25 protein-coding genes and 1 pseudogene are annotated in these 26,561 nt (G+C 72.8%); 9 read left to right on the top strand and 17 right to left on the bottom strand.

Annotated features, from left to right (window positions below):
* Nucleotides 1-192: 192 nt before the first annotated feature.
* Together ACFSL2_RS05550 and ACFSL2_RS05545 are read right to left on the bottom strand one after the other, a co-directional pair.
* Entirely contained in the window at nucleotides 193-2,412 is a 2,220-nt protein-coding gene (locus tag ACFSL2_RS05550; RefSeq protein WP_377196889.1) for a serine/threonine protein kinase, read from the bottom strand.
* 97 nt (nucleotides 2,413-2,509) lie between these two features.
* Complete coding sequence (locus ACFSL2_RS05545; protein ID WP_377196888.1) at nucleotides 2,510-3,481, bottom strand: hypothetical protein; 972 nt, start codon at nucleotides 3,479-3,481, stop codon at nucleotides 2,510-2,512.
* A gap of 165 nt (nucleotides 3,482-3,646) precedes the next feature.
* On the opposite strand from ACFSL2_RS05545, the gene ACFSL2_RS05540 reads away from it, so the two are divergent.
* Nucleotides 3,647-4,318 carry a hypothetical protein gene (locus tag ACFSL2_RS05540; RefSeq protein ID WP_377196887.1) on the top strand — a complete coding sequence of 224 codons (672 nt, stop codon included), beginning with the start codon at nucleotides 3,647-3,649 and terminating at the stop codon, nucleotides 4,316-4,318.
* On the top strand, nucleotides 4,315-5,265 hold the full coding sequence (locus tag ACFSL2_RS05535) for an AAA family ATPase (RefSeq protein ID WP_377196886.1): 951 nt from the start codon (nucleotides 4,315-4,317) through the stop codon (nucleotides 5,263-5,265). Before ACFSL2_RS05540 ends, ACFSL2_RS05535 begins: the two co-directional genes overlap by 4 nt.
* 43 nt (nucleotides 5,266-5,308) lie before the next feature.
* Here ACFSL2_RS05535 and ACFSL2_RS05530 read toward each other — a convergent pair whose 3' ends face one another.
* Nucleotides 5,309-6,130 (bottom strand): metal-dependent hydrolase, encoded by an 822-nt coding sequence (locus ACFSL2_RS05530; RefSeq protein ID WP_377196885.1) that lies wholly within the window; start codon nucleotides 6,128-6,130, stop codon nucleotides 5,309-5,311.
* A 217-nt stretch (nucleotides 6,131-6,347) separates the two neighbouring features.
* Complete coding sequence (locus tag ACFSL2_RS05525) at nucleotides 6,348-6,836, bottom strand: GNAT family N-acetyltransferase (protein WP_377196884.1); 489 nt, start codon at nucleotides 6,834-6,836, stop codon at nucleotides 6,348-6,350.
* A 125-nt stretch (nucleotides 6,837-6,961) separates the two neighbouring features.
* Between ACFSL2_RS05525 and ACFSL2_RS05520 the strand changes: the two genes are divergently transcribed.
* Nucleotides 6,962-8,017 (top strand): LLM class flavin-dependent oxidoreductase, encoded by a 1,056-nt coding sequence (locus ACFSL2_RS05520; protein WP_377196883.1) that lies wholly within the window; start codon nucleotides 6,962-6,964, stop codon nucleotides 8,015-8,017.
* Between the two features lie 35 nt (nucleotides 8,018-8,052).
* On the opposite strand, the gene ACFSL2_RS05515 is transcribed toward ACFSL2_RS05520, so the two are convergent.
* The 6 genes and pseudogenes from ACFSL2_RS05515 to ACFSL2_RS05490 form a co-directional block, all read right to left on the bottom strand.
* A complete protein-coding gene (locus ACFSL2_RS05515) occupies nucleotides 8,053-8,523 on the bottom strand; it encodes an HNH endonuclease (protein WP_357475089.1) in 471 nt (156 codons plus the stop codon).
* 462 nt (nucleotides 8,524-8,985) lie between these two features.
* The gene (locus ACFSL2_RS05510) at nucleotides 8,986-9,843 is read right to left on the bottom strand and encodes an ion transporter (protein WP_377196882.1); all 858 of its coding nucleotides are present in this window, start codon (nucleotides 9,841-9,843) and stop codon (nucleotides 8,986-8,988) included.
* Nucleotides 9,844-9,918: 75 nt separating this feature from the next.
* Complete coding sequence (locus ACFSL2_RS05505; RefSeq protein ID WP_377196881.1) at nucleotides 9,919-11,196, bottom strand: arginine deiminase; 1,278 nt, start codon at nucleotides 11,194-11,196, stop codon at nucleotides 9,919-9,921.
* Between the two features lie 16 nt (nucleotides 11,197-11,212).
* Nucleotides 11,213-11,969: pseudogene (locus ACFSL2_RS05500) on the bottom strand (VIT1/CCC1 transporter family protein).
* A 25-nt stretch (nucleotides 11,970-11,994) separates the two neighbouring features.
* A complete protein-coding gene (locus tag ACFSL2_RS05495) occupies nucleotides 11,995-12,690 on the bottom strand; it encodes a DUF1684 domain-containing protein (RefSeq protein ID WP_377196880.1) in 696 nt (231 codons plus the stop codon).
* A gap of 30 nt (nucleotides 12,691-12,720) precedes the next feature.
* Nucleotides 12,721-13,173 carry a nitroreductase/quinone reductase family protein gene (locus tag ACFSL2_RS05490; RefSeq protein WP_377196879.1) on the bottom strand — a complete coding sequence of 151 codons (453 nt, stop codon included), beginning with the start codon at nucleotides 13,171-13,173 and terminating at the stop codon, nucleotides 12,721-12,723.
* Nucleotides 13,174-13,298: 125 nt separating this feature from the next.
* On the opposite strand from ACFSL2_RS05490, the gene ACFSL2_RS05485 reads away from it, so the two are divergent.
* Together ACFSL2_RS05485 and ACFSL2_RS05480 are read left to right on the top strand one after the other, a co-directional pair.
* On the top strand, nucleotides 13,299-14,471 hold the full coding sequence (locus tag ACFSL2_RS05485) for an FAD-dependent monooxygenase (RefSeq protein ID WP_377196878.1): 1,173 nt from the start codon (nucleotides 13,299-13,301) through the stop codon (nucleotides 14,469-14,471).
* A 76-nt stretch (nucleotides 14,472-14,547) separates the two neighbouring features.
* Nucleotides 14,548-15,195 (top strand): transcriptional regulator, encoded by a 648-nt coding sequence (locus tag ACFSL2_RS05480; RefSeq protein ID WP_377196877.1) that lies wholly within the window; start codon nucleotides 14,548-14,550, stop codon nucleotides 15,193-15,195.
* Here the strand turns inward: ACFSL2_RS05480 and ACFSL2_RS05475 are convergent.
* Nucleotides 15,192-15,617: an NUDIX hydrolase gene (locus tag ACFSL2_RS05475; RefSeq protein WP_377200769.1), complete on the bottom strand. Its 426-nt coding sequence runs from the start codon at nucleotides 15,615-15,617 to the stop codon at nucleotides 15,192-15,194. The two genes, ACFSL2_RS05480 and ACFSL2_RS05475, sit on opposite strands and share 4 nt — an antisense overlap.
* 76 nt (nucleotides 15,618-15,693) lie before the next feature.
* Between ACFSL2_RS05475 and ACFSL2_RS05470 the strand changes: the two genes are divergently transcribed.
* The gene (locus ACFSL2_RS05470; protein WP_377196876.1) at nucleotides 15,694-16,392 is read left to right on the top strand and encodes a dienelactone hydrolase family protein; all 699 of its coding nucleotides are present in this window, start codon (nucleotides 15,694-15,696) and stop codon (nucleotides 16,390-16,392) included.
* Between the two features lie 5 nt (nucleotides 16,393-16,397).
* On the opposite strand, the gene ACFSL2_RS05465 is transcribed toward ACFSL2_RS05470, so the two are convergent.
* The 4 genes from ACFSL2_RS05465 to ACFSL2_RS05450 all read right to left on the bottom strand — a co-directional run bounded on the left by ACFSL2_RS05465 (nucleotide 16,398) and on the right by ACFSL2_RS05450 (nucleotide 20,915).
* On the bottom strand, nucleotides 16,398-18,035 hold the full coding sequence (locus tag ACFSL2_RS05465) for an HNH endonuclease signature motif containing protein (protein WP_377196875.1): 1,638 nt from the start codon (nucleotides 18,033-18,035) through the stop codon (nucleotides 16,398-16,400).
* Between the two features lie 248 nt (nucleotides 18,036-18,283).
* A complete protein-coding gene (locus tag ACFSL2_RS05460) occupies nucleotides 18,284-18,922 on the bottom strand; it encodes a cation efflux transmembrane domain-containing protein (protein WP_377196874.1) in 639 nt (212 codons plus the stop codon).
* Between the two features lie 113 nt (nucleotides 18,923-19,035).
* Nucleotides 19,036-19,836, bottom strand: coding sequence for an ABC transporter permease (locus ACFSL2_RS05455; protein ID WP_377196873.1), 801 nt, complete (start codon nucleotides 19,834-19,836; stop codon nucleotides 19,036-19,038).
* Nucleotides 19,833-20,915: an ATP-binding cassette domain-containing protein gene (locus tag ACFSL2_RS05450; RefSeq protein WP_377196872.1), complete on the bottom strand. Its 1,083-nt coding sequence runs from the start codon at nucleotides 20,913-20,915 to the stop codon at nucleotides 19,833-19,835. The genes ACFSL2_RS05455 and ACFSL2_RS05450 overlap by 4 nt, the downstream gene beginning before the upstream one ends.
* A 96-nt stretch (nucleotides 20,916-21,011) precedes the next feature.
* Between ACFSL2_RS05450 and ACFSL2_RS05445 the strand changes: the two genes are divergently transcribed.
* Both ACFSL2_RS05445 and ACFSL2_RS05440 read left to right on the top strand, forming a co-directional pair.
* Nucleotides 21,012-22,016, top strand: coding sequence for a helix-turn-helix transcriptional regulator (locus tag ACFSL2_RS05445; RefSeq protein ID WP_377196871.1), 1,005 nt, complete (start codon nucleotides 21,012-21,014; stop codon nucleotides 22,014-22,016).
* Between the two features lie 51 nt (nucleotides 22,017-22,067).
* The gene (locus tag ACFSL2_RS05440) at nucleotides 22,068-22,604 is read left to right on the top strand and encodes a hypothetical protein (RefSeq protein WP_377196870.1); all 537 of its coding nucleotides are present in this window, start codon (nucleotides 22,068-22,070) and stop codon (nucleotides 22,602-22,604) included.
* Nucleotides 22,605-22,612: 8 nt separating this feature from the next.
* Here ACFSL2_RS05440 and ACFSL2_RS05435 read toward each other — a convergent pair whose 3' ends face one another.
* Together ACFSL2_RS05435 and ACFSL2_RS05430 are read right to left on the bottom strand one after the other, a co-directional pair.
* Nucleotides 22,613-23,308, bottom strand: coding sequence for a response regulator transcription factor (locus ACFSL2_RS05435; RefSeq protein WP_377196869.1), 696 nt, complete (start codon nucleotides 23,306-23,308; stop codon nucleotides 22,613-22,615).
* Nucleotides 23,305-24,972 (bottom strand): sensor histidine kinase, encoded by a 1,668-nt coding sequence (locus ACFSL2_RS05430; protein WP_377196868.1) that lies wholly within the window; start codon nucleotides 24,970-24,972, stop codon nucleotides 23,305-23,307. Before ACFSL2_RS05430 ends, ACFSL2_RS05435 begins: the two co-directional genes overlap by 4 nt.
* Nucleotides 24,973-25,113: 141 nt before the next feature.
* Here ACFSL2_RS05430 and ACFSL2_RS05425 point away from each other — a divergent pair, with 141 nt between their 5' ends.
* A complete protein-coding gene (locus ACFSL2_RS05425; protein ID WP_377196867.1) occupies nucleotides 25,114-26,508 on the top strand; it encodes a cation:dicarboxylate symporter family transporter in 1,395 nt (464 codons plus the stop codon).
* The last annotated feature ends 53 nt before the right edge of the window (nucleotides 26,509-26,561 follow it).

The following is a 26,561-nucleotide window of genomic DNA, read 5'->3' as shown; positions in this document are numbered from 1 at the left end:
ATGGCACGGCTGTGCACCGCACCGCACGTGTTTATCTGCGCGCGGTCCGGAAGTCGGTACCTTCCTACGGCGTCGTGACTTTGCATCGAGATCGGCTCAGGCCTGGACCGATCTCGATGCAAAGTCACGACGCCACAGGGGCAAGTTGCCGACCGTGGGGCGACCTGCCGACCCTGCCTGGTCAGCGAAGGCTCAGTTCCAGGGGAGTGCGTTCTCGAACGACTCCCACAGGGAGTCGCGAACATCCTCCGTGGTGTCCTGGACGCCCTGCTCGAGGTCGTCCTGGATCTGCTCGCGCTGCTGCTCGAAGGACTCGCGCGCGTTCTCGGTGGCCTGCTGCGCGTAGCCGACCACGCCCTGCACGGCGATCACGATCACCCACACGACGACGACCAGCCAGAACGGCCACGTGCGCCCGCCGCGGCGTGTGCGGACGGCCCGGAAGAGGTTCACGACGGCGGACGTCACGATGCCGAGCAGCGGGATGGACAGCTCCGCCATGCGGGGCGCCCACACCGCGTCGAGGTTCAGCAGCGTCACGGCGAGGTCACCGAGCGCCGCGAAGAGCGGCAGCCCGGCAGCGCTGGGCATCACGTCGAAGCCCGGGACGAGACGCACCAGCTGGTAGACCGCGAGGGCGAGCAGGATGCGCGGCACCCAGCCAAGGATCGTCGCAACCGCCCCGAGGCCGCCGGACTCGCGGCGCTTCTCGTCACGGACGTCCCGGTCCTCCCGGCGCGGCGTCGGTCCGGCCGGCGGGACGGGCGGCTGGACCGGGGCGTTCGGCTGAGTGCCGGCCGGTGCCGTGGGCCGCTGCGCCGGGACAGGCGCCGTAGCCTGCGCCGGGCGGGTGCCCGGCACCGGACCCGGACGGAACGCGGGTGCCACCTGCGTGGCCTGCTGGTTCGTGGCCGGAGTCCTGCGCTGGGTCGGGTCCCCGGCCTGGCGCCGGGGCGGGGGTGTCGCCGTCGGGACGCCGGGGACCGGCAGGCCGCGGCGCTGCCGGTAGGCGACCCAGCCCTCGTAGGAGTCGGCGTACCCCTCAGGCTTGAACGCCGGGGCCCAGCGCATCGCGGCCCACAGGTAGTCCTTGATCTCGGCCGGCGCGCGTCCGCCCGCCCGCTGCGGCCCGACGGCGGACAGGTACGTCGAGATGACGTCCTCCGCCGCGCCGTCGAACCCGTCGCCGTGCAGCTGGTGCAGGCGGCCCATGAGCTGCTGGTCGTAGACCAGGTTGGTGACGGGCTCGCCCTGCCGTACCGGGTTGCTCGCGAGCACGCTGGTCGGCGCGACGGCGGCCGGGGCGGCCCCGGTCAGGACCTCGGTGACGAGCCCGCGCTCGACGGTGGTGACGTCGGCGGCGGCGAGCAGCGTCGGGTCGAGCCCGGCGGTGTCGCTGGTGAGCTGGGCCACGGTGCGCGACAGGTTGTGCAGCGGCGGCCGGTCCTCGGGGCGGTGCCGGGTCATGGCGAGGACGAGCGGCAGCAGCCGCTGGTCGACCGGTCCGACGTCGCCCGCCGTCAGGTCGCGCCCCGCGAAGTTGAGGTCGGCCGGGAGCACGCCCGTGGCCAGGAAGATCAGCAGCAGGCCCAGGCTGTACACGTCGGAGCGCGCGTGCGGCTTGCGCACGAACAGCTCCGGTGCCATGTACGAGATGGTGCCCGCGGCGTGCGTCGACGTGGAGGTGCCGTGCCCCTTGGCGATCCCGAGGTCGATGAGCACGTACCGGTCGGGTGCGGCGATGATGTTGGCCGGCTTCACGTCCCGGTGCAGGAAGTGCTCCTCCTGGAGCACCGCGAGGGCGTCGAGCACGTCGTCGGCCACGCGCAGCACCTCGTGCGAGGGCAGGGGGCCGTCCGCCGCCACGCGCTGGGCCAGGGTGGGGCCCGGGACGAGCTCCATGGCGAACCATGGCGTGGGGGAGCGCAGGTCGGCCGTGACGAGCTGGGGGAACCCGCGCCCGGCGAGCCGCTCCAGCAGCGCCGCCTCGCCGACGAACCGGTCCAGCGAGTCGTGCTCGGCGTTGGTCAGCACCTTCAGCGCGACCTCGCCGCCCTGCCCCGTGGCGCGGTAGACGTGCGCGAACCCGCCGTGCCCCAGCGAGCCGAGGAGCTGGTAGGGGCCGAGGGTCTCGCCGGTGGCCGGGATCCGCTGCAGCGTGGCCTGCTCCGCGGGGTGCCCGGCGACCGGGTGCCCAGAGGTGGCCGCCTGTCGCGCGGCCTGCCCTCGTGTGGCCCCGGAAGGCTGGACGATCTCGGTCGCGGCGGTAGGCGGCGGCCCCGTCCGCGCCGGAAGAGGCGCGACGACCCGCGTGGGCGCCGGTGGCGGCGGCACGGCAGCGGTGTGGTCGCCCGCCTGGACCGGGTGACCGGTGGGGTCGGCGGCCGTCGTGCGGGTGGTCTGGTCGGACAAGCAAGGTCTCCTCAGCAGCGCACCGGGACTACCGGCTGGAAGAGAAAATCTATCAGCGACCCGCCGCGCCGCTCAGCGAGGTGCTCGCCGCGACCCGTCAGCCACCACCTCCGGGCAGGGCGTCCTCGATCCCCTGCTCGACCTGCTCCTCGACGGAGTCCTTGGCGTCCTGCTTGGCATCCTCGATACCCTCGTCCACCGACTGCTGGACGTCCTCCTGCATGTCGGCGGTGGCGTCCTGGGCGTAGCCGACGATGCCGCCCACGGCGAACACCACGATCCAGGCGATGATCGCGAGGGCGTACGGCCAGATCGCCAGCGACGTGCTGAGCGAGCGGATCGTGTTGAGCAGCCCGGCGAGCGCGATCCCGAGCACCGGGATGGTGAGGTCGGCGGCCTGGTCCGACCACGCGGGGTCGAGGTTGAGCAGGCTGAGCACCCCGTCGCCGATACCGCGGAACAGCGGGAACTGCGAGACGTCCGGCATGACGTCGAACCCGGGGACGAGCCGGACGAGCTGGTAGACGCTCAGCGCCAGCAGGAGCCGCGGGATCCAGGCCAGCACGGCACCCGCCGCCGAACCGCCGCCGCGCGGGTCGTCGTCCCGGTCCCGGCGGGGCGCCGGCGGTGTCGGCCGGGGCGCCTGCGGGGGGTAGCCCTGGTCGGCCGCCTGCGGAGGATAGCCCTGGTCATAGGCCTGCGGTGGCCCGCCGGGGAAGGCGGCGGGCGCGTGCACCTGCGTGGGCTGCGCGGTCTCGTACGGGCGGTACGGCCGGGCCGGCGGCGGGGTCGCGGCCCGGTGGTCGCGCCCCGGGTCCCCGCCGGCCGGCATCCCGGACGGCATTCCGGCCGGCGGCATGACCTGGGTCTGCTCGCCGTAGCCGGCACCGCCCTGAGGCGCCCCGGCCGGCGGCATCATCTGCGTCTGGTCGCCGTAGCCCACGCTGCCCTGGCCGTCGTGGACCGGGTCCATCCGCTGGGTCGCGGCATACGATGGCGGAGCGTCGGGCCGCTGGATCTGCGTGGGGTCATCCACCGGAGGAAAACGGCGGGTGGGCTCGTCGGACACGCGGAGGCTCCTCGGTTGTGGTCCCGGTTTCGACACCTGTTTGCGCGAGAACCTACCAGGTGGGGTGATTGCCCCGTTGGGGTGGCCAGGCGGGCCAACATGTCCGACCCTTGCTTCGGGGGCGAACCACGCGAGCCGCCTACCCAGGAACTTCGGAGGAAACGCATGAGCTCTGACACCGTGCCCCGCTGGCCCCGGATCGACGCGATCGTCCGGGAAGACGGTTCCGGTGAGGTGACGATCGACGGGACGTTCCATCCCATCACCACGGGAAGCCTCGAGGAGGCGCGGGTGGAGGTGCTGCGCCGGGTGACGGAGAACGCCGCCAAGGTCGGCCGGCCCGTCCGGGCGTCCGCGACCGGTCCCGAAGGGCTCTGGAACCTGATCGTGCACCCGGACGGGACGGTGGTGCCGGAGGACGACGAGCTCGCGCCGGCGTCGTCCCCGACCCCGCAGGTGCCGGCGTCGTCCCCGACCCCGCAGGTGCCGCCCGCCTCCGCGGTGGAGCCGACGCCGACCTCGGCGCCGGGCCCGGTGTTCGAGGGAGCACCGGTCGCGGACCTGCCGCCGCGGAGCGATCCCGCGCCGGACCCGGACGACACGGTGCGTCGTTCCCCGGGGATCGAGGCCGCCAAGAGCCCCGGGGTGGCCGACTGGGTGCGCGAGAACGCCACCGACAGCTCACCGGGTGACGCGTCGGACAGTCTGCCCAGCGGTATGACGGGCAGCACGACGGGAAGCGTGATGAGCCCCATGTCCGGCCCGGTGGACGCGGTACCGGCCGCCGGAGCGTGGGCGGCAGCCTGTCGGCACCGCCGTCGGCTCCGACCCCGGTGACCGAGGGGGACGCTCCACGCTCGCGGCGCGAGGCGCGCGAGTCGTTCCTCACGCACCAGCAGGACGAGGACCCGGCCACGCGGGGCGTGCGCGGCATGCTCACGCGCATGGGCATCCGGGTGGGGCCGAGCGAGTCGGAGCGGGCCGAGCGGGCGGACGAGCGCGCGGTCAGCCAGCACTGGCCCGGGCCGCGCACCATCTCGGTGGTGAACGGCAAGGGCGGCGCGGGCAAGACCCCGTCGACCGTGCTGCTGGCCGCCGTCTTCGCGCAGTTCGGCGGCGCGGGCGTGGTGACGTGGGACAACAACCAGACCCGCGGCACGCTGGGCTGGCGCACCGAGCAGGGACCGCACGAGGCCACCCTGCTCGACCTGCTGCCGCAGGCGGACCGGCTCCTCGGCCCGTCGGCGCAGGCCGCAGACCTCGCGCGGTACGTGCACCACCAGACGCGCGACCGGTTCGACGTGCTGCGGTCCAAGCCCATCGCCATGGCGAACGAGCAGCGGATCGAGCCGCAGGACGTCGACGCGATCCACTCCGTGCTGTCGAAGTACTACCGCATGATCCTCATCGACTCCGGCAACGACGAGTCCGACCCGATGTGGCAGCGGATGATCGACCTGACCGACCAGCTCGTGGTGGCCACCACCACGCGCGACGACCACGCGGAGGCCGGCGCCCTGCTGCTGGAGGCGCTCGCGACCCGCGACGGCCGGTCGGCGTACCTGGCGCAGCAGGCGGTGGTGGTGGTGAGCCAGGCCGACCAGAAGGAGCCGGCGAGCGAGCTGGAGAAGGTGGCCGACGGCTACCGGTCGCTGGCCCGTGAGGTGGTCACCATCCCGTTCGACCCGGCGATGGTGGACGGGCACCTGCGGTACGGCGCGCTCCGTACGGACACGCGGCGAGCCTGGCTCGCCGCTGGCGCGGCCGTGGCCGGCGGCCTCTGACCGGCTCGCACGCCCCGCCGAGCGCGGGGCGTGCGAGGGCAGGTCAGGCGGGAACGAGTGCCACGACCTGGTTCCAGACCGCCATGGTGTCGTAACCCATCTCGTTCAAGATCGCCCACACGATGCCGACGATCGCGTACAGCGACACCGGCACGAGGAAGATCCACTCGCGTACGGAGCCGGCGTTGCCCAGGATCGGGATGGCGATGTTGCCGCCGGACCGCCAGAACATGTCCAGCTCGATGCCGCGCTTGTTGCGCATCCAGTACGGGGACCGGAACTTCAGCGGCCACAGCAGCGGCACGCCGGCGGTGGTGATCATGTCGCCGAGGATGTGCACGATGCAGCCGAGGGCCACGCTGAAGGGCATCCAGTACCACTCCTCGGGCGCGAAGATCGCGATCAGGACCGCCAGGGTGACGGACATGGTCCAGGGCAGCACCTTGGTGTCCCGTGTGATCTTGAGGGCCTTGAGAGCGAACGAGACGAGCAGCACGCACATGATGCCCGGACCGATCAGGATGGCCCCGAACCGGTCGTCGCCCGTGTCGATGCTCAGGAAGCCGAGGGCCCAGGCGATGGCCGTGAAGACGGCGACCCCGAGGATCGAGTGGGTGCCCTTGCGATGCCCGCCCGACAGGGTCTCGATGACCTTCACCACGCCGTTCGAGACCGGCTTCAGCGAGTTCGCGATGGTGCCGGAGTGATGGTCGGCGTCGGGCAGCAGCGCGGCCCCGGCGCAGACGAGGGCACCGGTGAACACGCTCGCGTCGGACACCGGGTACCAGCCGAAAGCGATCGGCGTCGACGCGGTGACTGCTACCCAGGCCGCGGCTCCCGTCGCGGCGTGGTGGCCTCCCATCATGGTGGTGTGCGCTCCAGTTCCCGGGGTTCCCCGACGTGTTCGTGGCCCGGCCGGAGGCGCTCCGACGGCATGTCGGGCGTGCGGCGGGCATGACCTTTCGGCCGGGTTCGTCCCCGGCCGGAGGAAACCCTAGCGCGGGCCACCGACACCAGTGTGGAGGGCGCGCCCAGCGGCCTGAGCAGGCCGAACGCACCTTCCCGGCAACGAGCCGGAGCGGTCAGGCGCCCGTCACGTAGGCGTAGCGGTGAAAGTGCTCCTCGCGCACGAAGCCCTCCGACTCGTACAGCCCCTGCGCCGCGACGTTGTCCCACGCGGTGGCCAGCGAGACCCGGATCGCACCGGCCTCCTTGGCGCGGCGGCACGTGTCCTGCACCAGGGCGCGCGCGGCGCCCGTCCCACGCGCGGCCGGCGAGACGAACAGGTCGTTCAGGACCCACGACCGGCTCAGGCTCACGGAGGACCAGGTCGGGTAGCTCTGCGCGAAGCCGACCACCCCCCGGCCCGCGGCCGAGGCCTCCGGCTCGCTGCCCTCCGGTTCCAGCACCACGACCAGCAGCACGCTGTCGCCCGCGTCGCGGCGGGCGGTCAGAAAGGCGCGCGCCTCGGCGTCGGGCACCTCCTGGCCGTAGAACCTGAGGTACTGCCGGAAAAGGTCGACCACGGCATCGACGTCATCGTCGGTCGCGGGGCGCACGTCAAGAGACACCTCGCGATCATGTCAGGCCCATGGGGGTGGGCGCCATGATCTCCGGCGATACCAGGACGATCCCTCAGGTGATAAACGCGCGCCACGCCCGGAACATGCCGGACCCGGAACGGTTGTCAGAGGCGATGAATACCACGCCACGCTTGTCCGTCCTCGACCTCGTGCCCGTCCGCTCGGGCCAGACCAGTGCTCAGGCCCTGACGGCCTCGCTCGACCTCGTGGCGCTCGCCGACCGCCTCGGCTTCGAGCGCTACTGGTTCGCTGAGCACCACAACATGGCGGCCGTCGCGGCGTCGTCGCCGCCGGTCATGATCGCCGCCGCAGCCAGCCGGACGTCGCGCATCCGGGTCGGTTCGGGCGGCGTGATGCTGCCCAACCACGCCCCGCTCGTCGTGGCCGAGCAGTTCGCGGCGCTGGAGGCGGTCGCACCGGGCCGGATCGACCTCGGCATCGGCCGGGCCCCGGGCAGCGACCCGGTGATCACGTCCCTGCTGCGGGCCACCGGCCCGACGGCGGACGTGGACCGGTTCCCGCAGCACGTCACCGACATCCTCAGCCTCATGGGACCGGACGGCGCCCGGCTGCGCCTCACCTCCGGCGACGTCTACGACGTGCGGGCCACACCCGCCGCCGCGGGTGTACCGACCGTGTGGCTGCTGGGCTCCAGCGACTACTCGGCGCGTCTCGCGGCGGAGCTGGGCCTGCCCTACGTGTTCGCCAACCACTTCTCCGGCCAGGGCATGGACCAGATCCTCGCCCTGTACCGGGACGGCTATCGCCCCTCCGAGGCGCACCCGGAACCGCGCACCTTCCTCACGGCCAACGCGGTGGTCGCGCCGACGTCGGACGAGGCGCACGACCGCGCGCTACCGCAGCTGCGGCAGATGGCCCGGCTGCGGTCCGGGATGCGGCTGGGCCCGCTCGAGACCGTCGAGGAAGCCGTGCGCGCCACGGCCGGCGAACCGGCGGACGGCGCGATCGCACAGTCCATCGAGGCGATGCGGGCGCGCTGGCTGATCGGCGACGGCGCCGAGGTGGCGGCCGAGCTGCGCGGGCTGGCCGAGCGGCACGGCGTCGAGGAGGTCATGCTCGTGCCCGTCGCCGGTTCGCGCGACGACGAGCCGCTCGACGCGACCCCTGGCCGGACCCGGACCCTCGAGCTCCTCGCGGGTGCCCTGTAGCAACGGGGCGTGACCCCGGGCGGGCCCGGGCGGCGCTATGCCGCTCGGGCCGCCCGGTGCCGGATGGCGCGCGCGTACTCGGCTCGTGGGACGTGCGGCGTCACGTGGAGCACCATGCCCGCCTCCGCCGGCGTGCGGTCCGCCTTGTGCGAGTTGCACGGGTAGCAGGCCGCCACGAGGTTCATCCACGTCGATGGACCTCCGCGGGACCGCGGCAGGATGTGGTCGACGGTCTCGGCCGGGCCACCGCAGTAGGCGCACAGCCCGTCGCGCCGCTTGACGCCCTGCTTGGTGCACGCGGGCGCCCCGCCCGACTTGTAGAGCCACCGCATCGTGACGTACCGGACCAGCCGGAGCACGCGCGGTAACGGGAACGGTCCGAAGGAGCGGCCGTCGACCGCCTCCTCGACGACCGCGACCTCGCGCACGAGCATGTGGATGGCATGCCGGACCGATACCCGGTGCAGCGGCTCGTAGCCGGCATTGAGGACTAGGACGTCGGCCACGGGCCTGCTCCTTCCGGTGAGTCTGTCGTTCTCGTCTCTTCGCTGGTCGTTTCGGGTGGTGCTGCTCGGCGGTGCCATCCGTGCCCGGGACGACAAGAGCCGCCCGGGAACAGATGTCCCGAGGCGGCTCACGTTCACTGGTCCGGCAGAACCGGATCAGGAGCGTATGGCGCCCCGGATGGCCTCGCGGCCGTCCCACAGGTGCTGTGCGGTGGTCGGGAAGGACGACGTGGTGGCGGTGCGGAGCATCGTGGACTCGTCCCTCCCTTCTCGTTCGGATCTGGCTGTACTGATCTGACTCGTATCGACGTTCCGGCAGGGAGTACGGACGCACCACCTGCCGCCACGGCGCGAGTCCGTGTGTGAAGAAAGGTACAACGAGGACTTGGTAGCGTCTATGGCTTTTCCGGAACTGCAACCCAAGAATGCATCAAGTTTGCGGCGTGGCGCCACGCCACCCGGTCACGGAGCGGTGGCGGGCACCGTCGCCCCAGCGGGCTCGGCCTCCGGCTCCGCGTCCCCGGACCGGGACGTGGCGAGCTCGGCCTGCAGCGTGGCGAGCTGCGCCCGGATGGCGCGCAGCTCGTCCATGACCTCCGCGTCGGACCGCTCCTCGTGCTCGGCGAGGTCCTCGATGCTCTCCATGCCGCTCACGACCACCGCGATGAAGAGGTTCAGCACGGCGAACGAGACCACCAGGATGAAGACGACGAAGAAGAGCCAGGCGCTGGGCTCCTCCACCATGACGTCGGCGGCGATGTCGGGCCAGGCCTCGCCGGTCATCACCTGGAAGAGCGTGAAGGCCGTGGTCCCGAGGTCCCCGAAGTGCTCCTCGGCGACGGCCCCGTACAGGTTGGTCGCGATGACCACCGACACGTACATGACCAGCACCAGCAGCGCGCCCACCGAACCCATCCCCGGGACCGCGGCGACCAGCCCGTTGACCACCCGCTTCATCGACGGCACGGAGTCGGCCAGGCGCAGCACCCGCAGGATGCGCAGGGCACGCAGCACGGACATCGGCCCCGTGGCCGGGATCAGGGCGATGCCGACCACCAGCAGGTCGAAGACGCTCCAGGGATCCCGGAAGAACCGCCGACCGTGCGCGACCAGGCGCAGCGAGATCTCGGCCACGAAGAACCAGAGCATCGCGTCGTCGAGGACCTGCAGCACCTGGTCGGCGGGACCGGCCACGAACGAGGTCTCCAGCCCCAGCACCACGGCGTTGGCGATGATCACGCCGAGCACCGTCCGCTGGAACCAGCGGTGCTCGACCAGCCTGCGCAGGCGCTCGCGAACCGTCCCGCCTCCGACCGACATCCGGACTCCTTTCAGGGGTTTTGTCCGGGATGCAGGGTAGCCCTCGCGCGGCCCTCGCCGTCGCAGGGCCAGCGTCTACCAGCTGACGGGGTCGCGGATGATGGGGCAGGTCATGCAGTGGCCGCCGCCACGACCGCGGCCCAGCTCGCCGCCCGCGATCTCGATCACCTCGACCCCGGCCTTGCGCAGCAGGTCGTTGGTGGTGGTGTTGCGGTCGTAGGTGAACACCACGCCCGGCTCCACGGCGACCGAGTTGTTGCCGCTGTCCCACTGCTGGCGCTCGGACTCGTAGACGTCGCCGCCGGTCTCGATGACCCGCAGCTCGCCCAGCCCGGAGGCCTGCCCGACGACGTCGAGGAAGGACGACCCGCCGGCGTCGGTCACCGACACCCCGAGCGGGCCGGAGTCCGGACGCAGCACGAACGGGTGCACGCGGTCCACGATGCGCGGGTACACGGTGACGGTGTCGACGTCGACGAACGTCATGATCGTGTCGAGGTGCATGGCCGCGCGCAGCCGCGGCATGCCGGCCACCACGATCTGCTCGGCCGCGCCCTGCTCGAACAGGGATGCCGCCACCTGGGTGATCGCCTGGCGCGAGGTGCGCTCGCTCATGCCCATCAGCACGGTGCCGTTGCCGATCGGCATGATGTCGCCGCCCTCGAACGTGGCCTCGCCGTGGCCGGTCTCCGGGTCGCCCCACCACACGCGGCTGCCCACGAAGTCGGGGTGGAACGCGTAGACCGCCTTCATGAGCAGGGTCTCGTCCCGGCGCGCCTGCCAGTACAGCGGGTTCAGCGTGAGACCGCCGTAGATCCAGCACGTGGTATCGCGCGTGAAGAGGGTGTTCGGCAGCGGCGGCATCAGGTACTCGCGCGCGTCGGGACTCATGTCCGCCAGGGCGCGGAAACCCGGTGGCAGCTCGGGCACGTCGGCCACGGCGAGGCCGCCGATGAGGTACCGCGCGAGCTCGTGCTCCGGCAGCGACTCGAGGTACTCGCGCGTCGCCTCCACCAGGCCGTTGCCCACGATCTCCGGGACGATCTTGCGGTCGAGGAGCCAGTCGCGCGCACCGGCCACGCGGAGGGTCTCGGCGAGCAGGGCGTGCAGCTCCACGACGTCGACGTCGCGGCTGCGCAGCTCGGCCACGAAGTCGGCGTGGTCCTGCTGGGCGCGCTCCACCCACAGGACGTCGTCGAACAGGAGGCCGGCCGAGTTGGACGGGGTGAGCCGCTGGTGTGCCAGGCCGGGTGCGCAGACCAGGACCTTGCGGAGCCGGCCGACCTCGGAGTGCACGCCATAGGCCGACGAGGGTGCGTCGGCGGGGGGCGGTGTGATGTCGATGGTGTTCATCGGGCGCTAACGGTACTCACCCCATCGCCGTCGTGCCGAGCAAGGAGCCCACGGCGAAGGTCGCGCCGAGGGCGAGCGCTCCGCCGGTGACCACCCGCGCCGTGGCGCGCACCCGCGGTGCGCCGCCGATCCACGCGGCGACCCAGCCGGTCCCGGCGAGCGCTCCCAGCACGACCGCGAACGTAGCGGCGACCCGCCAGGGCTCCGGGATCAGGAGCACCGCGGCGAGCGGCAGCAGGGCGCCGAGGGTGAACGCCACCGCGGACGCGAGCGCGGCGTTCCACGGGCTGACCACCTCGTCCTCGTCGATGTTCAGCTCGGCGTCCAGGTGCGCCGAGAGCGCGTCGTGCTCCGTGAGCTCGACGGCGACCTGGCGGGCGGTGCCGGGGAGAGGCCCTTCGCCTCGTAGAGCTCGGCCAGCTCGGCGAGCTCCTCCTCGGGCATCTCGGCCAGCTCGGCCTTCTCCTTGGCGATGAGGGCCTTCTGGCTGTCGGACTGGCTGGAGACCGAGACGTACTCGCCCAGTGCCATGGAGATCGCGCCCCCACGAGGGCGGCGAGGCCGGCGGTGAGGATCGGTCCGGTCCGCGCGGTCGCGGCCGCCACGCCGACGGCGACGGCCGCCACCGACACGATCCCGTCGTTGGCGCCGAGCACTCCGGCGCGCAGCCAGTTCAGGCGCTCGGCGAGTCCCTCGGTGTGCGGTTCGTCTGCATGGCCGACGACGGGGCGGCCGGTGCCGGGGCGACCCGGCTCGGACGGTTCGATGGTCATGGCCCCATGCAACCAGGTGTCGCGCTCAGTGCGGGGTGCGCTCGCCCACCGGGACCGGGACGTCCAGCGTGTTGCCCGGCTGCGCGAGCGGGCAGGTCCACGCCGGGTCGTAGGCGCAGGAGGGGTTGTACGCGAAGTTGAGGTCGAGCACCAGCTCGCCCACGCCGTCGTCGTACCCGCCCGCGTGGCCGTCGGTGCTGCCGGCGTGGCCGAGCCACGCGCCCTTGATCGTGTCCAGGAGGTAGCGGCCGCCGCCGTACGTGCCGCCGGGCGTGCCGGCGAGCGCGTCCTTGATCGGCACGAACAGTCCTCCGCCGTACGAGGCCAGGCGCCACACGTCGAGCGAGCCCAGCCCGTCCAGGACCACTTTCCCGAGCAGCTCGAACGGCACGACGCCGTCGGTCCCGGTGGGGACGTCGAGGCGGCGGGGAGCGCCGTCGGGTCCGGGCTCGGCGGGCACGACGGGTGCCGTCAGGCGCCAGGCCGGGTCGTACGGTGCGACGGACAGGCCGCTGAAGCCCGCCTTGTCCTCGGGCAGGACGGGCGATGCGGGGTGGGTCGCGAAGAGCTCGTCGCGGGTCATGGTCCAGTAGGCGTGCGCGGCGGCCGGGTCCTCGGCAGCCCGGACGCGGACGCCCGCGTACAGCGCGAAGACCCGCCGCCGCCAGTCCGCGGTCCGGAGGGTTGTGGTGGCCGGCGAGGTGGTGGCGGCGTGCGTCATGCGTCCGACACTACCCACGGGCACCGACACTCACCGGGGCGTCAGCCGGATGACGGGTATCTTCCGGTCGGTCGCTTCCTCGTACTTGCGGAACTGGCCCACCGCGGTGGTGATCTGCTCCCAGGCCTCGGCGCGCTCGTCCCCGTGCAGCTCTCGTGCGGTCGCGGCGACCTTGCGACCCGCCTGCTCGACGGTCACCTGGTCCGGGTGCGCGGCGAGGTTGAGGTACCACGCCGGGTTGGCGGGCGCGCCCCCGGCGGACGCGACGACCAGCCAGTCGCCGTCGGGGCCGGGGAACCAGGCGAGCGGGGTCGAGCGGGGTTGTCCGCTCTTGCGTCCGACGGTGGTCAGGACCAGGAGGTTCATCCCCATGGTCGTGCCGTCGGCACGCCGGGCGCGGCCCATCATCAGCCGGTTCATCCAGCGGAACATGCGGCCGGGCTGCTTGGCGCCGCGGGTGCCGGTGGGGTGGCTGAAGGTCATGTCGTGCCTTCCGGATCGGGAGTCTCCAGGATAGGAGCCGGCCCTTGAAAACAAACCGACTCGTGTGTTTTTATAGAGCCAGAGCGGCCCACCCGGTCGCTCACCCCTCATCAAGGAGACCTGACATGACCGCAAGCCGTCGTCGCGCCGTCGTCGTGGGAGCCGGTATCGCCGGGCTGGGTGCCGCGCTGCGGCTGCACCAGGCCGGCTGGGAGGTCGTGGTGGCCGAGCGGACGCCGTCGCGCCGCTCGGGCGGATACGCCGTGACCTTCGCGGGCGTGGGGTACGACGCGGCCGAGCGGATGGGCATCCTGCCCGAGCTGACGGAGCGGCACATCACTCCCGACCGGATGGACTACGTGCGGCCGGACGGCCGCACCAGGTTCTCCGTACCGGGCCCGACGGTCCGGGCGATGGTCGGGGACCGGTCGCTGAACCTGCTGCGCGGCGACATCGAGGACGTGCTGTACCAGGAGGTGTCCCGCGCGGACACGGTGCAGATCCGGTTCGGCACCACCGTCGCGGGCATCGAGCAGGACACGGACGGTGTGGACGTCACGCTCGACGACGGCACGGTCGAGCGTGCAGACCTGCTCGTCGGCGCGGACGGCCTGCACTCGGCGACCCGGCGCCTCGTGTTCGGCGCCGAGGACGACCTGCGCCTGGACCTGAACCACATGGCCGGCGTGTTCACGCTCGACACGCTGCCCGACGGCGTCGAGCCCGGCGTCACGGCCTCGCTCACCGACACCGGCCGCACGCTGGCGATCGTCAGCCTCGGCGGGGAGCGTGCGGTGGCGTTCTTCGGGTACCGCACCGAGCGGCCCATGGACGAGCTCGCCGACGGCCCGCAGGTCGCGCTGCCCCGCGCCTACGCGGACATGGGCTGGGTGGCGCCGACGGTCCTGGAGCAGCTGGGCGGAGCCGAGTCGGTGTACTTCGACACCATCAGCCAGATGGTCGTCGACCGCTGGAGCAGGGGACGCGTGGTGCTGCTGGGCGACGCCGCGTGGTGCGTCACTCTCTTCGCCGGCTTCGGCTCCTCGCTGGCCGTCGGCGGGGCCGACGCGCTGGGCGCGGCGCTCGAGCGGCACGCGGACGTACCGACGGCCCTGCAGGCGTGGGAGGCCGAGATCCGACCGGAGGCCGAGCGCAAGCAGAAGCTCGGACGCCAGGTCAAGGGCCTGTACGCACCGGCGGACCCGTTCCGGCTCTGGCTGCGCGACCTGCCGTTGCGCCTCGCCTCCTACCGGCCCGTCTCGGCGCTGCTCCAGCGGAGGCTGCAGCTCACCTCGTGAGCCGTTCGGCAGATCTTCTCCCTGGGCGTACCGACCCGCGTTGACACCGGCGGCACCAGGATGCACGGTGCGAAACATGACGCACATTCCGGACCTCGGCCGATCCTCCGACCCCGAGCTGCTCGTCCTCCACTCCGTGCGGATCCAGGGCATGGCGGACGACGACGCCGTCGCCGAGCGGTTCGGCCTCGACCAGGCGGAGACCCGCGAGACCCTGCTCGACGACGAGGCGTACGGCTGGGTCCGGCAGGCGGCGTTCGCGGACACCGCCGGCTGGTCCCTGACCGACCGCGGGCGCGCCGAGGACGACCGGCGGCTTGCCGAGGAGCTGGCCGACGCGGGTGCCCGGCCCGTCGTCGAGCAGGTGCACGAGTCGTTCGGTCCGCTGAATGCCCGCCTGCTGCAGGCGTGCACCGACTGGCAGCTCCGCCCGGAGGACGGCGACCGGCTCAGCCCGAACACCCACACCGACCCGGACTGGGACGCGCAGGTTCTCGACGAGCTCGAGGCGCTGGACGCCGAGCTCGCGCCGCTGGTCGGCGAGCTGAGCTCGGCGCTCGAGCGGTTCGCGGGCTACGACACCCGGTTCTCGGCCGCGCTCGGCCGCGCCCGGTCCGGGCAGGGGGAGTGGGTGGCCGGCACCGGCATCGGATCGTGCCACGTGGTCTGGATGGAGCTGCACGAGGACCTGCTCTCGACCCTCGGCGTCCAGCGGGGCGCCTAGCCGATGAGCCCCGCCCAGCGGCGGCACAGGTCCACCAGCTCGACCCGCTCCAGCGTGTCGACCTCCTGGGGCGTGTGCCACGCGACGCCGTCGGTGGAGCCGTCCTGCTCGACGCGCAGCTCCCCGCCGACGACGTGCGCCCGGTACACGATCCGCACCGCATGCATCGGACGCGCGGAAGGGTCCACCCGCGCCGGCCCGGGGACCACGGCGCTGTCCACGCCCAGCAGGCCGTCGAGCGCGACGCGGTAGCCCGTCTCCTCAAGGACCTCGCGCACCGCGGCGTCGTCCGGGTGCTCGCCCGGGTCGATGCCGCCGCCCGGCATGGTCCAGCCGCTGTGCGCGCCCTCGTTCCAGTGCGGCAGGAGCATGCGGCCCTGGTCGTCGGTGATGAGGGCGTAGGCGGCGACCCGCAGGTCCATGCCGGCATCTGTGCTGGTAAACATGGGGCACATCATCCCCCCAGCGCACATCATCCCCAGCCCACAGGAGGCCCCCGTGCATCCCGGATACACCGCCGTCCCCGACGGTGCCGGCCCCTTCCCCGGTGTCGTCGTGGTGCACGACGCCTACGGCATGACCGCGGAGCTGCGCCGGGTCTGCGACCACCTCGCCGGCCAGGGCTACCTCGTGCACGCCCCGTCGATGTACCAGCGGGGACGCTGCCTGCGACAGGTCTTCCGGGGACTCGTCCACGACGAGGGCCCGGCCTTCGAACGGCTCGAGTCCGAGCGGGCAGCGCTCGCGGTCCGGCCCGGCTGCACCGGCAGGGTCGGCATCATGGGGTTCTGCATGGGCGGGCGGTTCGCCCTCGTCGCCGCGGGCCGTGGCGGGTTCGACGCCGCCGCCGTGAACTACGGGCTGCTTCCCGAGGGGCGGCAGGACCCGGCGGAGCTCGATCGGATGCTCTCGGCGCCGTGTCCGGTCGTGGCGAGCTTCGGAGCACGGGACAAGGTGGTCGACGTCGCCGAGGTGGACAAGCTGCGGACCGGCCTGGACCGCGCGGGCGTCCCGTCGGACGTCAAGGTGTACCCGGAGGCGACCCATTCGTTCCTCGCCCAGTACACCGGCCCGCTCGGGATGCTGATGCGCGTCCAGGGCATGTCGCACGATCCGGAGGCGTCGGCGGACGCGTGGGAGCGGACGCTGGACTTCTTCGCCGAGCATCTGGGGGAGCCGGGGCACGGAGAGCGCTGACGCACTCAGAAGGGTGGTGGGTCGGGGTCGGTCCGTGTGCTCGGTTCGGTCTGCACCGCTCCGGGCTCGGTGGTGGCGTAGGCGCGGGGTAGGTGCTGGCCGGTCAAGGCGTGCAGGGTGAGGTCGTGGCTGGTGCCGGGGTCGATCTGGTCGAGCTCGACGTGGGTGTCCAGCACCGTGGGTGTGCGGGTGTGGGTGCGGCCCGTGGGGGTGGTCCAGGTGGTGAGGCCGGTGTCGGGGTCGCGGATGACGTCCCAGCCGGCGTGGGTCTTGAGGAGGTGGTGCTTGCGGCACAGGGCATGGAGGTTGTGGGCGTTGGTCTGGCCCCGTGGGTCCGTGCGTCCGTTGGTGTTCTTGGCGGTGTGGTCGAACGGTCGGATGTGGTCGAGGTCGCTGTGGTCGGCGGGGGTGGTGCAGCCCAGGAAGGTGCAGGTGGCGTCCCTGGCCTGGACCGCGGCACGCAGTACTTTGCCGGGTCGGTAGGTGGTGGTGGAGTAGTCGGTCAGGATCCCGGTGGTGGGGTCGGTCAGCAGGCGTTGCCAGGTCGCGTCCTGGGCGATGGTGCGGGCGGTGTCCGCGGGGACGGGGCCGTATCCGTCCAGGGTGGCGGGGGCGTCGTCCAGGCCGAGGAGGGTGCTGGCGGGGACGGTGACGCGCAGGACGGGTCGGGTCGGTGTGATCCGCACCGGCCGCACGATCTCCTGGACGGTCACCTGCTGGACCGGTGCCCGTCCACCACAGGTGCACACGGCTGCGTCTGCGCTGCTGCCGTCGACGCCGTCGCGCGTGTCGGGGTCGCGGTCGGGGTCGGTGTCACGGTCCGCGGGCAGGAGGCGGCCGGTGATGATCCCGGTCAAGGAGTCCGCGCGGAGCTGTCCCAGGGTGCGGTCGTCGCCCGTGGCGTGGCGGAGCTGGTGTGCCATGTCGTCCACCACGCCCCAGACGGCGGCTGCGTCGGTCGCGGGCAGGTAGGCGGTCAGCCAGCCCATGTCGTTCTCGGCCCGATCGACCTGCACGCACCGGTGCTGGGCTGCGGCCCTGGTGGTCTCGGTGGTGCCGTGGCGCGTCTTGGCGAACGCGAGCATCCGGGTCTGGAGCCACTTCCAGGTCCGTCGGGGTGCCTGGGGCAGGTACCGGGTGATCGCCTCGGCCCGTTCGGCGGCCGTGAGCTGGGTCGCGGACCGCAGCAGCGTGTGTGCCTTGCGGACATCGATTTGCCCGGTGGTCAGCGCGGTGATCACGCTCGGGTGGCGGGCGCCGGACTCGGCCCGGACCACGACCTCCGTGGCCTCCGGCTCGGTCACCACCAGCTCGCCCGTGACCTGCCCGATCAGGGAGCCGTGCGCCAGCACGTGAGACTCCCGGGCGGCCCGCTCGGCCACCACGTGGGCCTGGACGCCGGCGGCCCAGGACTGCAACCGCCCGCACGCGACCATCAGATCACCGAGCGCGTCATCCGACAGCCCGCCCAGCGCGCCCGACTCCCCGCCCAGGTCGACGGCCTCCGCGACCACCCGTGCCAGGCGCACGCCACGCACCTGCGCCAGGGCCTGCCGCAGGACGTCCTCCGGCCACAGCACCACCGGGACACTGTCCGGTGGCCAGTCCGGCTGGTGCGTGCCGGCCAGGGGTGAGCCCGTCATGCCGTCATCCTGCAGTCCCTCCCGCATACCAGCACCCCCTCTGAGCCCGTCCATCCGATAGCCACCGCTGACCGCATCATTCCTGCGGACGCGTGTTCGACACTATCCCGCGTCACTGACATCCGCGTGTTCTTCTGCCCCCTGCGTAAGAACGCGCGAACCACGCCCGTCTGCCGTAGTGACACCCGCTCGGATCGTCCGGCGCCACCGCCGCGCAGCTCAGCGCTCGGGGACCGCCAGCACGGACCTCAGTCGAGCTTCTCGCCCGCGAGCGCCTTCGCGGCCAGGCGCTCCTCCTCGCTGACCTCCCACACCTCGTGGGCCGCGTGCAGCGCGAGGAGGATGATCGCGCAACCGAGGATCAGGTCGGGCCAGCCCGACCGGGTCCACGCGGTGAGCAGGCCCATGGCGATGATCGCGACGTTCACGAGCACGTCGTTGCGGGCGGACAGGAACGCCGCGCGGCCGAGGGAGCCGCCGTGGTGGTGCGCCCGCGCGAGCAGCCAGGCGCTGGTGCCGTTGATGGCGATCGCTCCGAGCGAGGCCAGGACCACGGGGACGACGTCGGGGGCCGTCGGCGCGGCGAACCGGTGTGCCGCCTCCCAGGCCGCGACGGCCGCGGGGCCGAGGATGATCAGGGCCATCACCTTGCCCATCCGTGCCCGCCGGGCGAGCGGCCAGCTCAGGGCGACGAGGATGAGGAGGTTGACGGCCGTGTCCTCGAGGAAGTCCACGCTGTCGGCGAGGAGCGAGACGGACCCGGCCATGAGCGCCACGGAGAGCTCGACGAAGAAGTAGGTGAGGTTGAGGGCCGCGACGATCAGGACGGTGCGGCGCAGCCGGGCGGCATGCGGGTCGCCGGCGCCGGACGCGGGAGGCCTGGTCACGGTGGTCATTGTCCGCGTAGTGCTCGGGTCTGACCCCGCAGGTCCGGATCCTGGTCCCGTGACGGTCCGGGCCGGCGACGGCGGGTCGCCGGCCCGGGGATGCCCCCCGCCGCTCAGTCCGCCGAGCGGACCATCGCCCGCACGCCCACGACGAGTCCGAGGGTGGCCGTGACCAGCGCCGCCACCCAGCCCCACGCCACCGTCGCGGACAGCACGTCCCCGGCGAAGGCGGCACGGCCAGAGTCGACGACGTAGCGCAGCGGGTTCACCGCCGACACGGCGCGCATCCACGCCGGGCCGTTCTCCAGGGGCAGGAGCATGCCCGACAGCAGCATCACCGGGAACAGGACGGTCTGCTGCACCACCCAGAACATCCACTCCTGCCTGCGCACGGCGAGCGCCAGCGCGTAGGACAGGGAGCCGACGCCGATGCCGAGCACCGCGAGCTGCAGGAGCGTGAGCAGGGCGCCGAGGGGGTCGGGTCGCAGGCCGAACGGCAGCATGACGAGCAGCACGACGGCGGACTGGGCGATGATCGGCACCATCTCCTTGAGCGCGCGGCCCACGAGCTGCGCGGGGCGGGAGAGCGGGGTGACGAGCATGCGTTCGTGCACGCCGGACGAGAGGTCGAGCTGCAGGTTGGAGCCCGTGACGGACGTGCCGAAGAGCGTGGTCATCGCCAGCACGGCCGGCACGAACCACAACCAGACGTCGCCGCCGAGCGCGCCGCCCGCCGACCCGGCGAGCAACGGCCCGAACAGCCCGAGGAACACCAGCGGCTGCACCAGGCCGAAGAGCAGCGAGAACGGGTCGCGGGCCACGGGACGCAGCTCACGGACCAGCACGATCCGGGTGTCGCGCAGGAAGCTGCGGCGGGGGAGCGGCCGGGTCGGGGTCAGGGTCGCGGCGCTCATGCGAGCACCTCCTTCGGGCTCGAGTTCGCGCTCGAGCCGGCCGGGACCGCGGTCCGCTCGGCACCGCCCGGCGGGCTCCCCCCGGCGTCGACGGCGTCGACCGCGTCGACCGCGTTCTCGCGCAGGCTGCGGCCGGTCAGCCCCAGGAACACGTCGTCGAGCGTGGGCCGCGCGACGTCCAGGCGGTGCACCAGGAGGCCGGCGGCGTCCGCGGCGCGGAGCAGGCCCGGCGTCGCGCCGGGGCCGTCCGCGATCCGGATCTGGACGGTGCTCTCCGTGCGGTCGGTGGTCACGTGCACCGAGTGGGCGCCCGGCGCGTGCTCCGCGATGGCGGCCAGCCCTGCCGCGTGCTCGGGCGCCACCCGGAGGGTGACGAGGTCGCCGGCCAGCTCGGCCTTCAGGGCGTCGGCGGTGTCGTCCGCGATGACCTGACCGTTGTCCACCACGATCACCCGCTCGGCGAACGTGTCCGCCTCGTCGAGGTAGTGGGTGGTGAGCACGATCGTCATGGGCTCCGCTGCAGCGGTCCGCATCCGCAGGATGTGCTCCCACAGGTTGGCGCGGTTGTGCGGGTCCAGTCCGGTCGACGGTTCGTCGAGGAACAGCAGCGACGGCTCGTGGACCAGGCCGACCGCCACGTCGAGGCGGCGCTTCTGGCCGCCCGACAGGCTCTCGACCTTGCGGTCCGCCTGTTCCGTCAGGTCCAGGGCCTCTACCAGCTCGTCGCCACGACGCCGGGCCGTGCGCCGGTCGAGGCCGTAGATCTCGCCCTGTGCGGTGAGCTCGTCGCGCACGAGCTGGGCCGCGCCGCCGGCGCCGCCCTGGCCCACGTACCCGATCGCGGCGCGGACCCGGTCGGGGTGGGCGACGACGTCGTACCCGGCGACCTCGGCGGTGCCCGACGTCGGCGGGATGAGGGTGGTCAGCATGCGCAGCGTGGTGGTCTTGCCCGCGCCGTTGGGGCCGAGCACGGCCACCAGCTCGCCGGGCTCGACGTCGAGCGAGATGCCGCGCACGGCGTGCACGGTGCGGGTGCGGCTCACCACGAAGTCCTTGGTGAGCGCCTGGGTACGGATCACGGTGTCTCCTTCTTGCGGTCCGGGTCTGGCTACGGGCACCACTGTGCCGGTGGTAGCGGTCAGGTCCTGGCCGCTACCACGTGCGATGCTGAATTCGTGCTCGAGACCTCCGGACGCCTCCTCGCCCTCCTGTCGCTCCTCCAGGCCCGCCGGGACTGGCCCGGCGCGCTCCTCGCCGACCGGCTCGGCGTGAGTCCCCGCACGGTGCGGCGGGACGTCGACCGCCTGCGGGAGCTCGGGTACCCCGTCCATGCCACGAAGGGGCCCGACGGCGGCTACCGCCTCGACGCCGGCGCGGAGCTCCCGCCCCTGCTCTTCGACGACGAGCAGGCGGTCGCGGTGGCCGTGGCACTGCGCACGGGCACCATCCCGGGTGCCGAGGAGGGCGCGCTGCGGGCGCTGGCCACGATCCGCCAGGTCATGCCCGCCCGGCTCCGGGCGCGGCTGGACGCGCTGGAGGTGACCACCGTGCGGCGTCGGACCAGGTCGGGCGAGCCGGCGGTGCCGCCCGACGTGCTCCTGGCGCTGGGCTCGGCGTGCCAGGCGCGCGAGGTCGTGCGCTTCGACTACGCCGGTGGCACCATGCCCGCCATCGGCGAGGGCGACGCGGCCTTCCGCCCGCCGCGCCGGGCCGAGCCCCACCACCTCGTGACGTCCGAGGGGCGCTGGTACCTCGTCGCGTTCGACCTCGACCGCGCGGACTGGCGGCTGTTCCGGGTGGACCGGCTGGCGCTGCGCACCGGGACCGGTCCCCGGTTCGCCCCCCGGGAGGTGCCCGGCGGGAGCGTCTCGGAGTTCGTCGGCTCCCGGATCAGCGGCTCGCCGTCCCTGGTGCGCGGTGAGGCGGTGCTCCATGCCCGCGCCGCCGACGTCGCCCCCTGGGTCGGCGCCGACGGCCTGTGCGAGCCGCTCGCGGACGTCGACGGGACGCCCCGGTGCCGTGCGGTGCTGGGCTCCTGGTCGTGGGGCGGCCTCGCGGGGCGGTTCGGCGCGTTCGACGTGCCGTTCGAGGTCGTGGGCCCGTCCGAGCTGGTCGCGGCGACCCGTACGCTCGCGGGCCGGTACGGAGCGGCGGCCCGGCGCACGGCCGGCACCCAGTAGGTTGTGCGCGTTCCCCCGCCGGCTTCCTCACACAGAACAGAGAGCGTGCGCATGACGAATCTGTCCGACTTCAGCGACGACGAGCTCAACCAGATCCTCGACGCCCCGGGCGCCGTGCTGAAGGGCGCCACCCTCGCGGACGGCCGGCCCGGGGCGGTCAGGTTCCTCCGGGAGGCCGCGTCGGGCGCCAAGGTGTTCCGCGAGGCCCAGGAGCACGAGAACGGCTTCATCCAGTCGGTGGCGATCGCACTGCGCGACCGCACCAAGGGCCGGCAGGACAGGCCCGAGGTGCCGCCGGCCGAGAAGGTGGGCACGCCCGAGGGTGTGGCCGTGTCCGACCAGGTGCGTCCGGACCCGGAGCGCGAGACGGCCCGGGCGGTCGAGCTGACCGCGGCGTCGATCGCGGTGCTCCGGGAGCGCGCCGACGCGGCCGACCGGGCGGCGTACGGCGAGTGGCTGGTCCGGATCGCCACCGAGGTCGTCCGGTCCACCAGCACCCGGGAGGGCGGGATCTTCAGCAAGCGGGTGGCCGTCAGCGCGGGCGAGCAGGCCTACATCGACCGGCTCGCGGCTGCCGTCGGGAGCTGACGGGCCGCCTACCCCGGGCGCTGCCGCTCGTACTCCAGCTCGGGCCGGCCACGGGCCCCGTAGCGCGGCGCCCGGGACGCGACCCCGTGGTCGGCCAGGAACTCCAGGTAGCGGCGGGCGGTGATGCGCGCCAGGTGGAGCTCGTCGGCGACCTCGCTCGCCGAGAGCGCGCCGGCCTGCCGGGCGAGCAGGTCGGACACGGCGTCCAGCGTGTCCTGGGACAGCCCCTTCGGGAGCCCGGCGGCGTTCGACGTGCGCAGGGCGGCGAAGGCCGTGTCCACCTCACGCTGGCTGAGCGTGGAGACGGGCGAGCGCATCTGCTCGAAGTACCGGCGGTAGGCGCCCAGCTTCTCCGCGAACAGCCCGAAGACGAAGGGCTTGATCAGGTACTGCACCACCCCGATGGCCACCGCCTCGCGGACCACCTCGAGCTCTCGGGCCGCCGTCACCGCGATCACGTCGACCACCAGGCCGGCCGCGCGCAGCTGACGGCACAGGACCAGCCCGTGCCGGTCGGGCAGGTTCATGTCCAGCAGGAGCAGGTGCACCTCGGCGCCCGCCACCCGGGCGGCCCGCAGCGCGCGGACCGTCTCGCCGGCCGTGTGCACCACGCCGGCCAGCTCGAACCCCTCCACCCGTCGCACGTACTCGCCGTGCGCGGCGGCCGTGCGGTGGTCGTCCTCCACCACCAGGACCCGGATCATGGCCGCGCCGCCGCACGCGTCGCCGTGCCGTCCACGGCGGAGCCGGGGCGGGGGAGCGTGACCGTGAAGACCGCTCCTGCGCCGTCGGACACCTCGATGTCGCCGCCGAGGGTCTCCACCACCTGCCGCACGAGCGCCAGCCCGTAGCCGCGCCCACCGGCCGCCGAGTCCTTGGTGCTCCAGCCGTGGTCGAAGATGTGGTCCTTGTCGGCCCGCGCGATGCCCGCCCCGCTGTCGGAGACCTGGAACACGAGCGACCCGTCGTCGCCGTTCGCCAGATAGACCTCCACCCACGCCTCGTCCGGGGCGTCCGTCAGGACCCGCGCCGCCGCGGCGTCGATAGCGTTGTCGATCAGGTTGCCCAGGACCGTCACCACGTCGACGGGCTGCAGCCAGTGCGTGCCCGGTGCCAGGTGCGTCTCGAAGTGCATCTCCACCGCCCGTTCGCGCGCCTGCGCCGCCTTGCCGAGCACGAGGGCCGCGATGACCGGCTCCTCGATCGCCTGCACCACCCGGTCGGTGAGCCGCTGGCCCAGGTCGCGCTCGCCGGCCACGAACCGCAGCGCCTCGTCGCTGCGGCCCAGCTCGATGAGGGTCGCGATGGTGTGCAGCCGGTTGCTGAAGTCGTGGGTCTGGGCGCGCAGCGCCTCGGAGATGGTGCGCACCGACGACAGCTCGCCGGTGACCCGCTGCAGCTCGGTGCGGTCCCGCAGGGAGACGACCTCGCCGACGTTCCGGCCGGACGCCGCCGCCGTGTCCCGACCCACCAGCAGGACCCGGTCACCGACCCGGACCGGCCCCTGAGGCGCAGTGCCGCCCAGCACGTCACGCACCGCGACGGACAGCCGCTGGTCGGTCACCGCGAACGGCACCGCCAGCTCGGGTACGCCGAGCAGACGCAACGCCTCGTCGTTGGCGAGCACCACCGTGCCGTCCTCGACGAGCAGGATGCCCTCCTCGACGGAGTGCAGCACCGCCTCGTGCGCGGTGAACAGGTGCGCCAGCTCGTCCGGGCCCTTGCTCTCCGTGATCCGGTCCAGCCGCCGCGCGAGCAGCGTCGCCGCCACCGCACCCGTGACGAACGCCAGGAGCGTGCCGAGCCCGACGATGACCAGGCGCGGCACGATGCTGTCCCACAGCCGGTCGAGCGTCACCCCCGCCGAGACCAGGCCGACCACCTCGCCGTCGGCCGCCACGACCGGGACCACCGCCCGCACCGACGGGCCGAGCGTGCCGTCGTAGACCTCCGTGAACGTCTCTCCCCGCAGCGCGGGGGCCGTGGTGCCGACGAACGGCCGGCCGATCTGCCAGTCGTTGCGGTGCGTGTACCGGGTCCGGTCCGTGTCCATGACGGTCAGGTAGTCGATCCCGGTCGCCGCCATCACCCGCTCGGCGTGCGGCTGCAGCCGGCGCGACGCGTCGGCGACCGAACCCGCACGGTCCGTCCCCGCGTCCGCGTGCGCCCGGGCCACCGTGTCGATCACCAGCGACTCGGCTGCCACCGTCGCGGCCAGGTCGGTGCTCTCCTGCGCCGCGTGGGTCTCCGCCGACGACCGGGCGTCGAGCGCGAGCAGCCCGAACACGACGACGGCGCCCGCGAACAGCAACGCCGTGTGCACGGCGAGGAACCACCTCGCGATACTCGCACCTCGCCGTTGCGCCACGGAACCATTGTGGCCCGCGCCCGCGGCGCCGCCGACCGGCTGAGAACACGGGCTGAGAACACTATGGCCGCAATGGTGGGATCCGCCGCCACCGCCAGCACTCTTGTCGCTGACCACACAGCGTTGTGAGAGGAACACACCATGGCGGTAACGCAGCCCGCCGGCACCGGGACCACCCCGCGCCGCCGGCTCGACAAGAGTCACTACCTGTACATCGCGGTGATCGTGGCCGTCGTGGCCGGCGTCATCGTCGGACTGGCCTCCCCGGACACCGGAGCGGCGCTGAAGCCGCTCGGCACCGGGTTCGTCGCCCTCATCAAGATGATGATCTCGCCCGTCATCTTCTGCACCATCGTGCTGGGCATCGGCTCCATCGCCAAGGCCGCGACCGTGGGCCGCGTAGGCGGCCTCGCCCTGCTCTACTTCCTGGTCATGTCGACGTTCGCGCTCGTGATCGGCCTGGTCGTGGGCAACGTGCTGCACCCCGGTGAGGGCCTGTCCATCGCGGGCGCCAGCTACGAGGCGGAGGGCGAGGCGGAGTCGCTCGTGGACTTCGTGCTCGGCATCATCCCCACCACCCTCGTCTCGCCGCTCACCGGCGACTCCGTGCTGCAGACCCTGTTCGTCGCCCTCCTGGTCGGCTTCGCGATCCAGCAGCTCGGCGCTCGCGGACGGCCGGCGCTCGACGCCGTGCGGCTGATCCAGGGCATCGTGTTCCGCGTCCTGACGATGATCCTGTGGGTCGCGCCGGTCGGCGCCTTCGGTGCCATCGCCGGCGTGGTCGGTGAGACCGGCTGGGGCGCGGTCGTCGCGCTCGGCACCCTGATGGCCGGGTTCTACGCGACCTGCATCCTGTTCATCGTCCTCGTGCTCGGCACCGTGCTGCGGCTCGTGTCCGGCGTGAACATCTTCCGGCTCATGAAGTACCTGGCCCGGGAGTACCTGCTGATCGTCAGCACGTCGTCGTCCGAGGCCGCCCTGCCCCGCCTGATCTCCAAGATGGAGCACCTGGGCGTCTCGAAGCCCGTGGTTGGCATCACCGTGCCGACCGGATACTCGTTCAACCTGGACGGCACCGCGATCTACCTGACCATGGCGTCGCTGTTCATCGCGTCCGCCCTGGGGACGCCGCTGTCGATCCCCGAGCAGATCGGCATGCTCGCCTTCATGATCATCGCCTCCAAGGGCGCCGCCGGCGTCACCGGCGCCGGCCTGGCGACCCTCGCGGGCGGCCTGCAGACCTACCGCCCCGACCTGGTCGACGGTGTCGGGATCATCGTCGGCATCGACCGCTTCATGTCCGAGGCGCGGGCGCTGACCAACTTCACCGGCAACGCCGTGGCGACGGTCGTCATCGGCACCTGGACGCGCGAGATCGACCGCGGGCGCGTGGAGCAGGTCCTCTCGGGCAGCCTCCCGTTCGACGAGAGCATGGTGGACGACGCCCACGGCGCCACCGACGAGACCGCCGCCGAGGTGGCCGGCGGGCGAACCGACGGCTCCCGGGAGAAGGTGGTCGAGCCGGCCGCGGTCTGAGCACCGCGGACGTGACCGGCGGCGGTCCAGGCACTCTGGGGGTGCCTGGACCG

It is taken from the genome of Promicromonospora aerolata (genome assembly GCF_042682255.1).
GTDB classification, from domain to species: domain Bacteria; phylum Actinomycetota; class Actinomycetes; order Actinomycetales; family Cellulomonadaceae; genus Promicromonospora; species Promicromonospora aerolata.
Note: the sequence above shows the minus strand (reverse complement) of the source record. Positions and strands in the feature narration are given on the sequence as shown.

Coding starts and splice junctions, on each gene's coding strand:
- ACFSL2_RS05485 (WP_377196878.1), top strand. CDS start 13,299: ATGACCGCAAGCCGTCGTCGCGCCGTCGTCGTGGGAGCCGGTATCGCC.
- ACFSL2_RS05490 (WP_377196879.1), bottom strand. CDS start 13,173: ATGACCTTCAGCCACCCCACCGGCACCCGCGGCGCCAAGCAGCCCGGC.
- ACFSL2_RS05480 (WP_377196877.1), top strand. CDS start 14,548: ATGACGCACATTCCGGACCTCGGCCGATCCTCCGACCCCGAGCTGCTC.
- ACFSL2_RS05540 (WP_377196887.1), top strand. CDS start 3,647: ATGAGCTCTGACACCGTGCCCCGCTGGCCCCGGATCGACGCGATCGTC.
- ACFSL2_RS05530 (WP_377196885.1), bottom strand. CDS start 6,130: ATGATGGGAGGCCACCACGCCGCGACGGGAGCCGCGGCCTGGGTAGCA.
- ACFSL2_RS05455 (WP_377196873.1), bottom strand. CDS start 19,836: ATGAGCGCCGCGACCCTGACCCCGACCCGGCCGCTCCCCCGCCGCAGC.
- ACFSL2_RS05435 (WP_377196869.1), bottom strand. CDS start 23,308: ATGATCCGGGTCCTGGTGGTGGAGGACGACCACCGCACGGCCGCCGCG.
- ACFSL2_RS05465 (WP_377196875.1), bottom strand. CDS start 18,035: ATGACGGGCTCACCCCTGGCCGGCACGCACCAGCCGGACTGGCCACCG.
- ACFSL2_RS05440 (WP_377196870.1), top strand. CDS start 22,068: ATGACGAATCTGTCCGACTTCAGCGACGACGAGCTCAACCAGATCCTC.
- ACFSL2_RS05425 (WP_377196867.1), top strand. CDS start 25,114: ATGGCGGTAACGCAGCCCGCCGGCACCGGGACCACCCCGCGCCGCCGG.
- ACFSL2_RS05475 (WP_377200769.1), bottom strand. CDS start 15,617: ATGGACCTGCGGGTCGCCGCCTACGCCCTCATCACCGACGACCAGGGC.
- ACFSL2_RS05495 (WP_377196880.1), bottom strand. CDS start 12,690: ATGACGCACGCCGCCACCACCTCGCCGGCCACCACAACCCTCCGGACC.
- ACFSL2_RS05520 (WP_377196883.1), top strand. CDS start 6,962: ATGAATACCACGCCACGCTTGTCCGTCCTCGACCTCGTGCCCGTCCGC.
- ACFSL2_RS05510 (WP_377196882.1), bottom strand. CDS start 9,843: ATGTCGGTCGGAGGCGGGACGGTTCGCGAGCGCCTGCGCAGGCTGGTC.
- ACFSL2_RS05505 (WP_377196881.1), bottom strand. CDS start 11,196: ATGAACACCATCGACATCACACCGCCCCCCGCCGACGCACCCTCGTCG.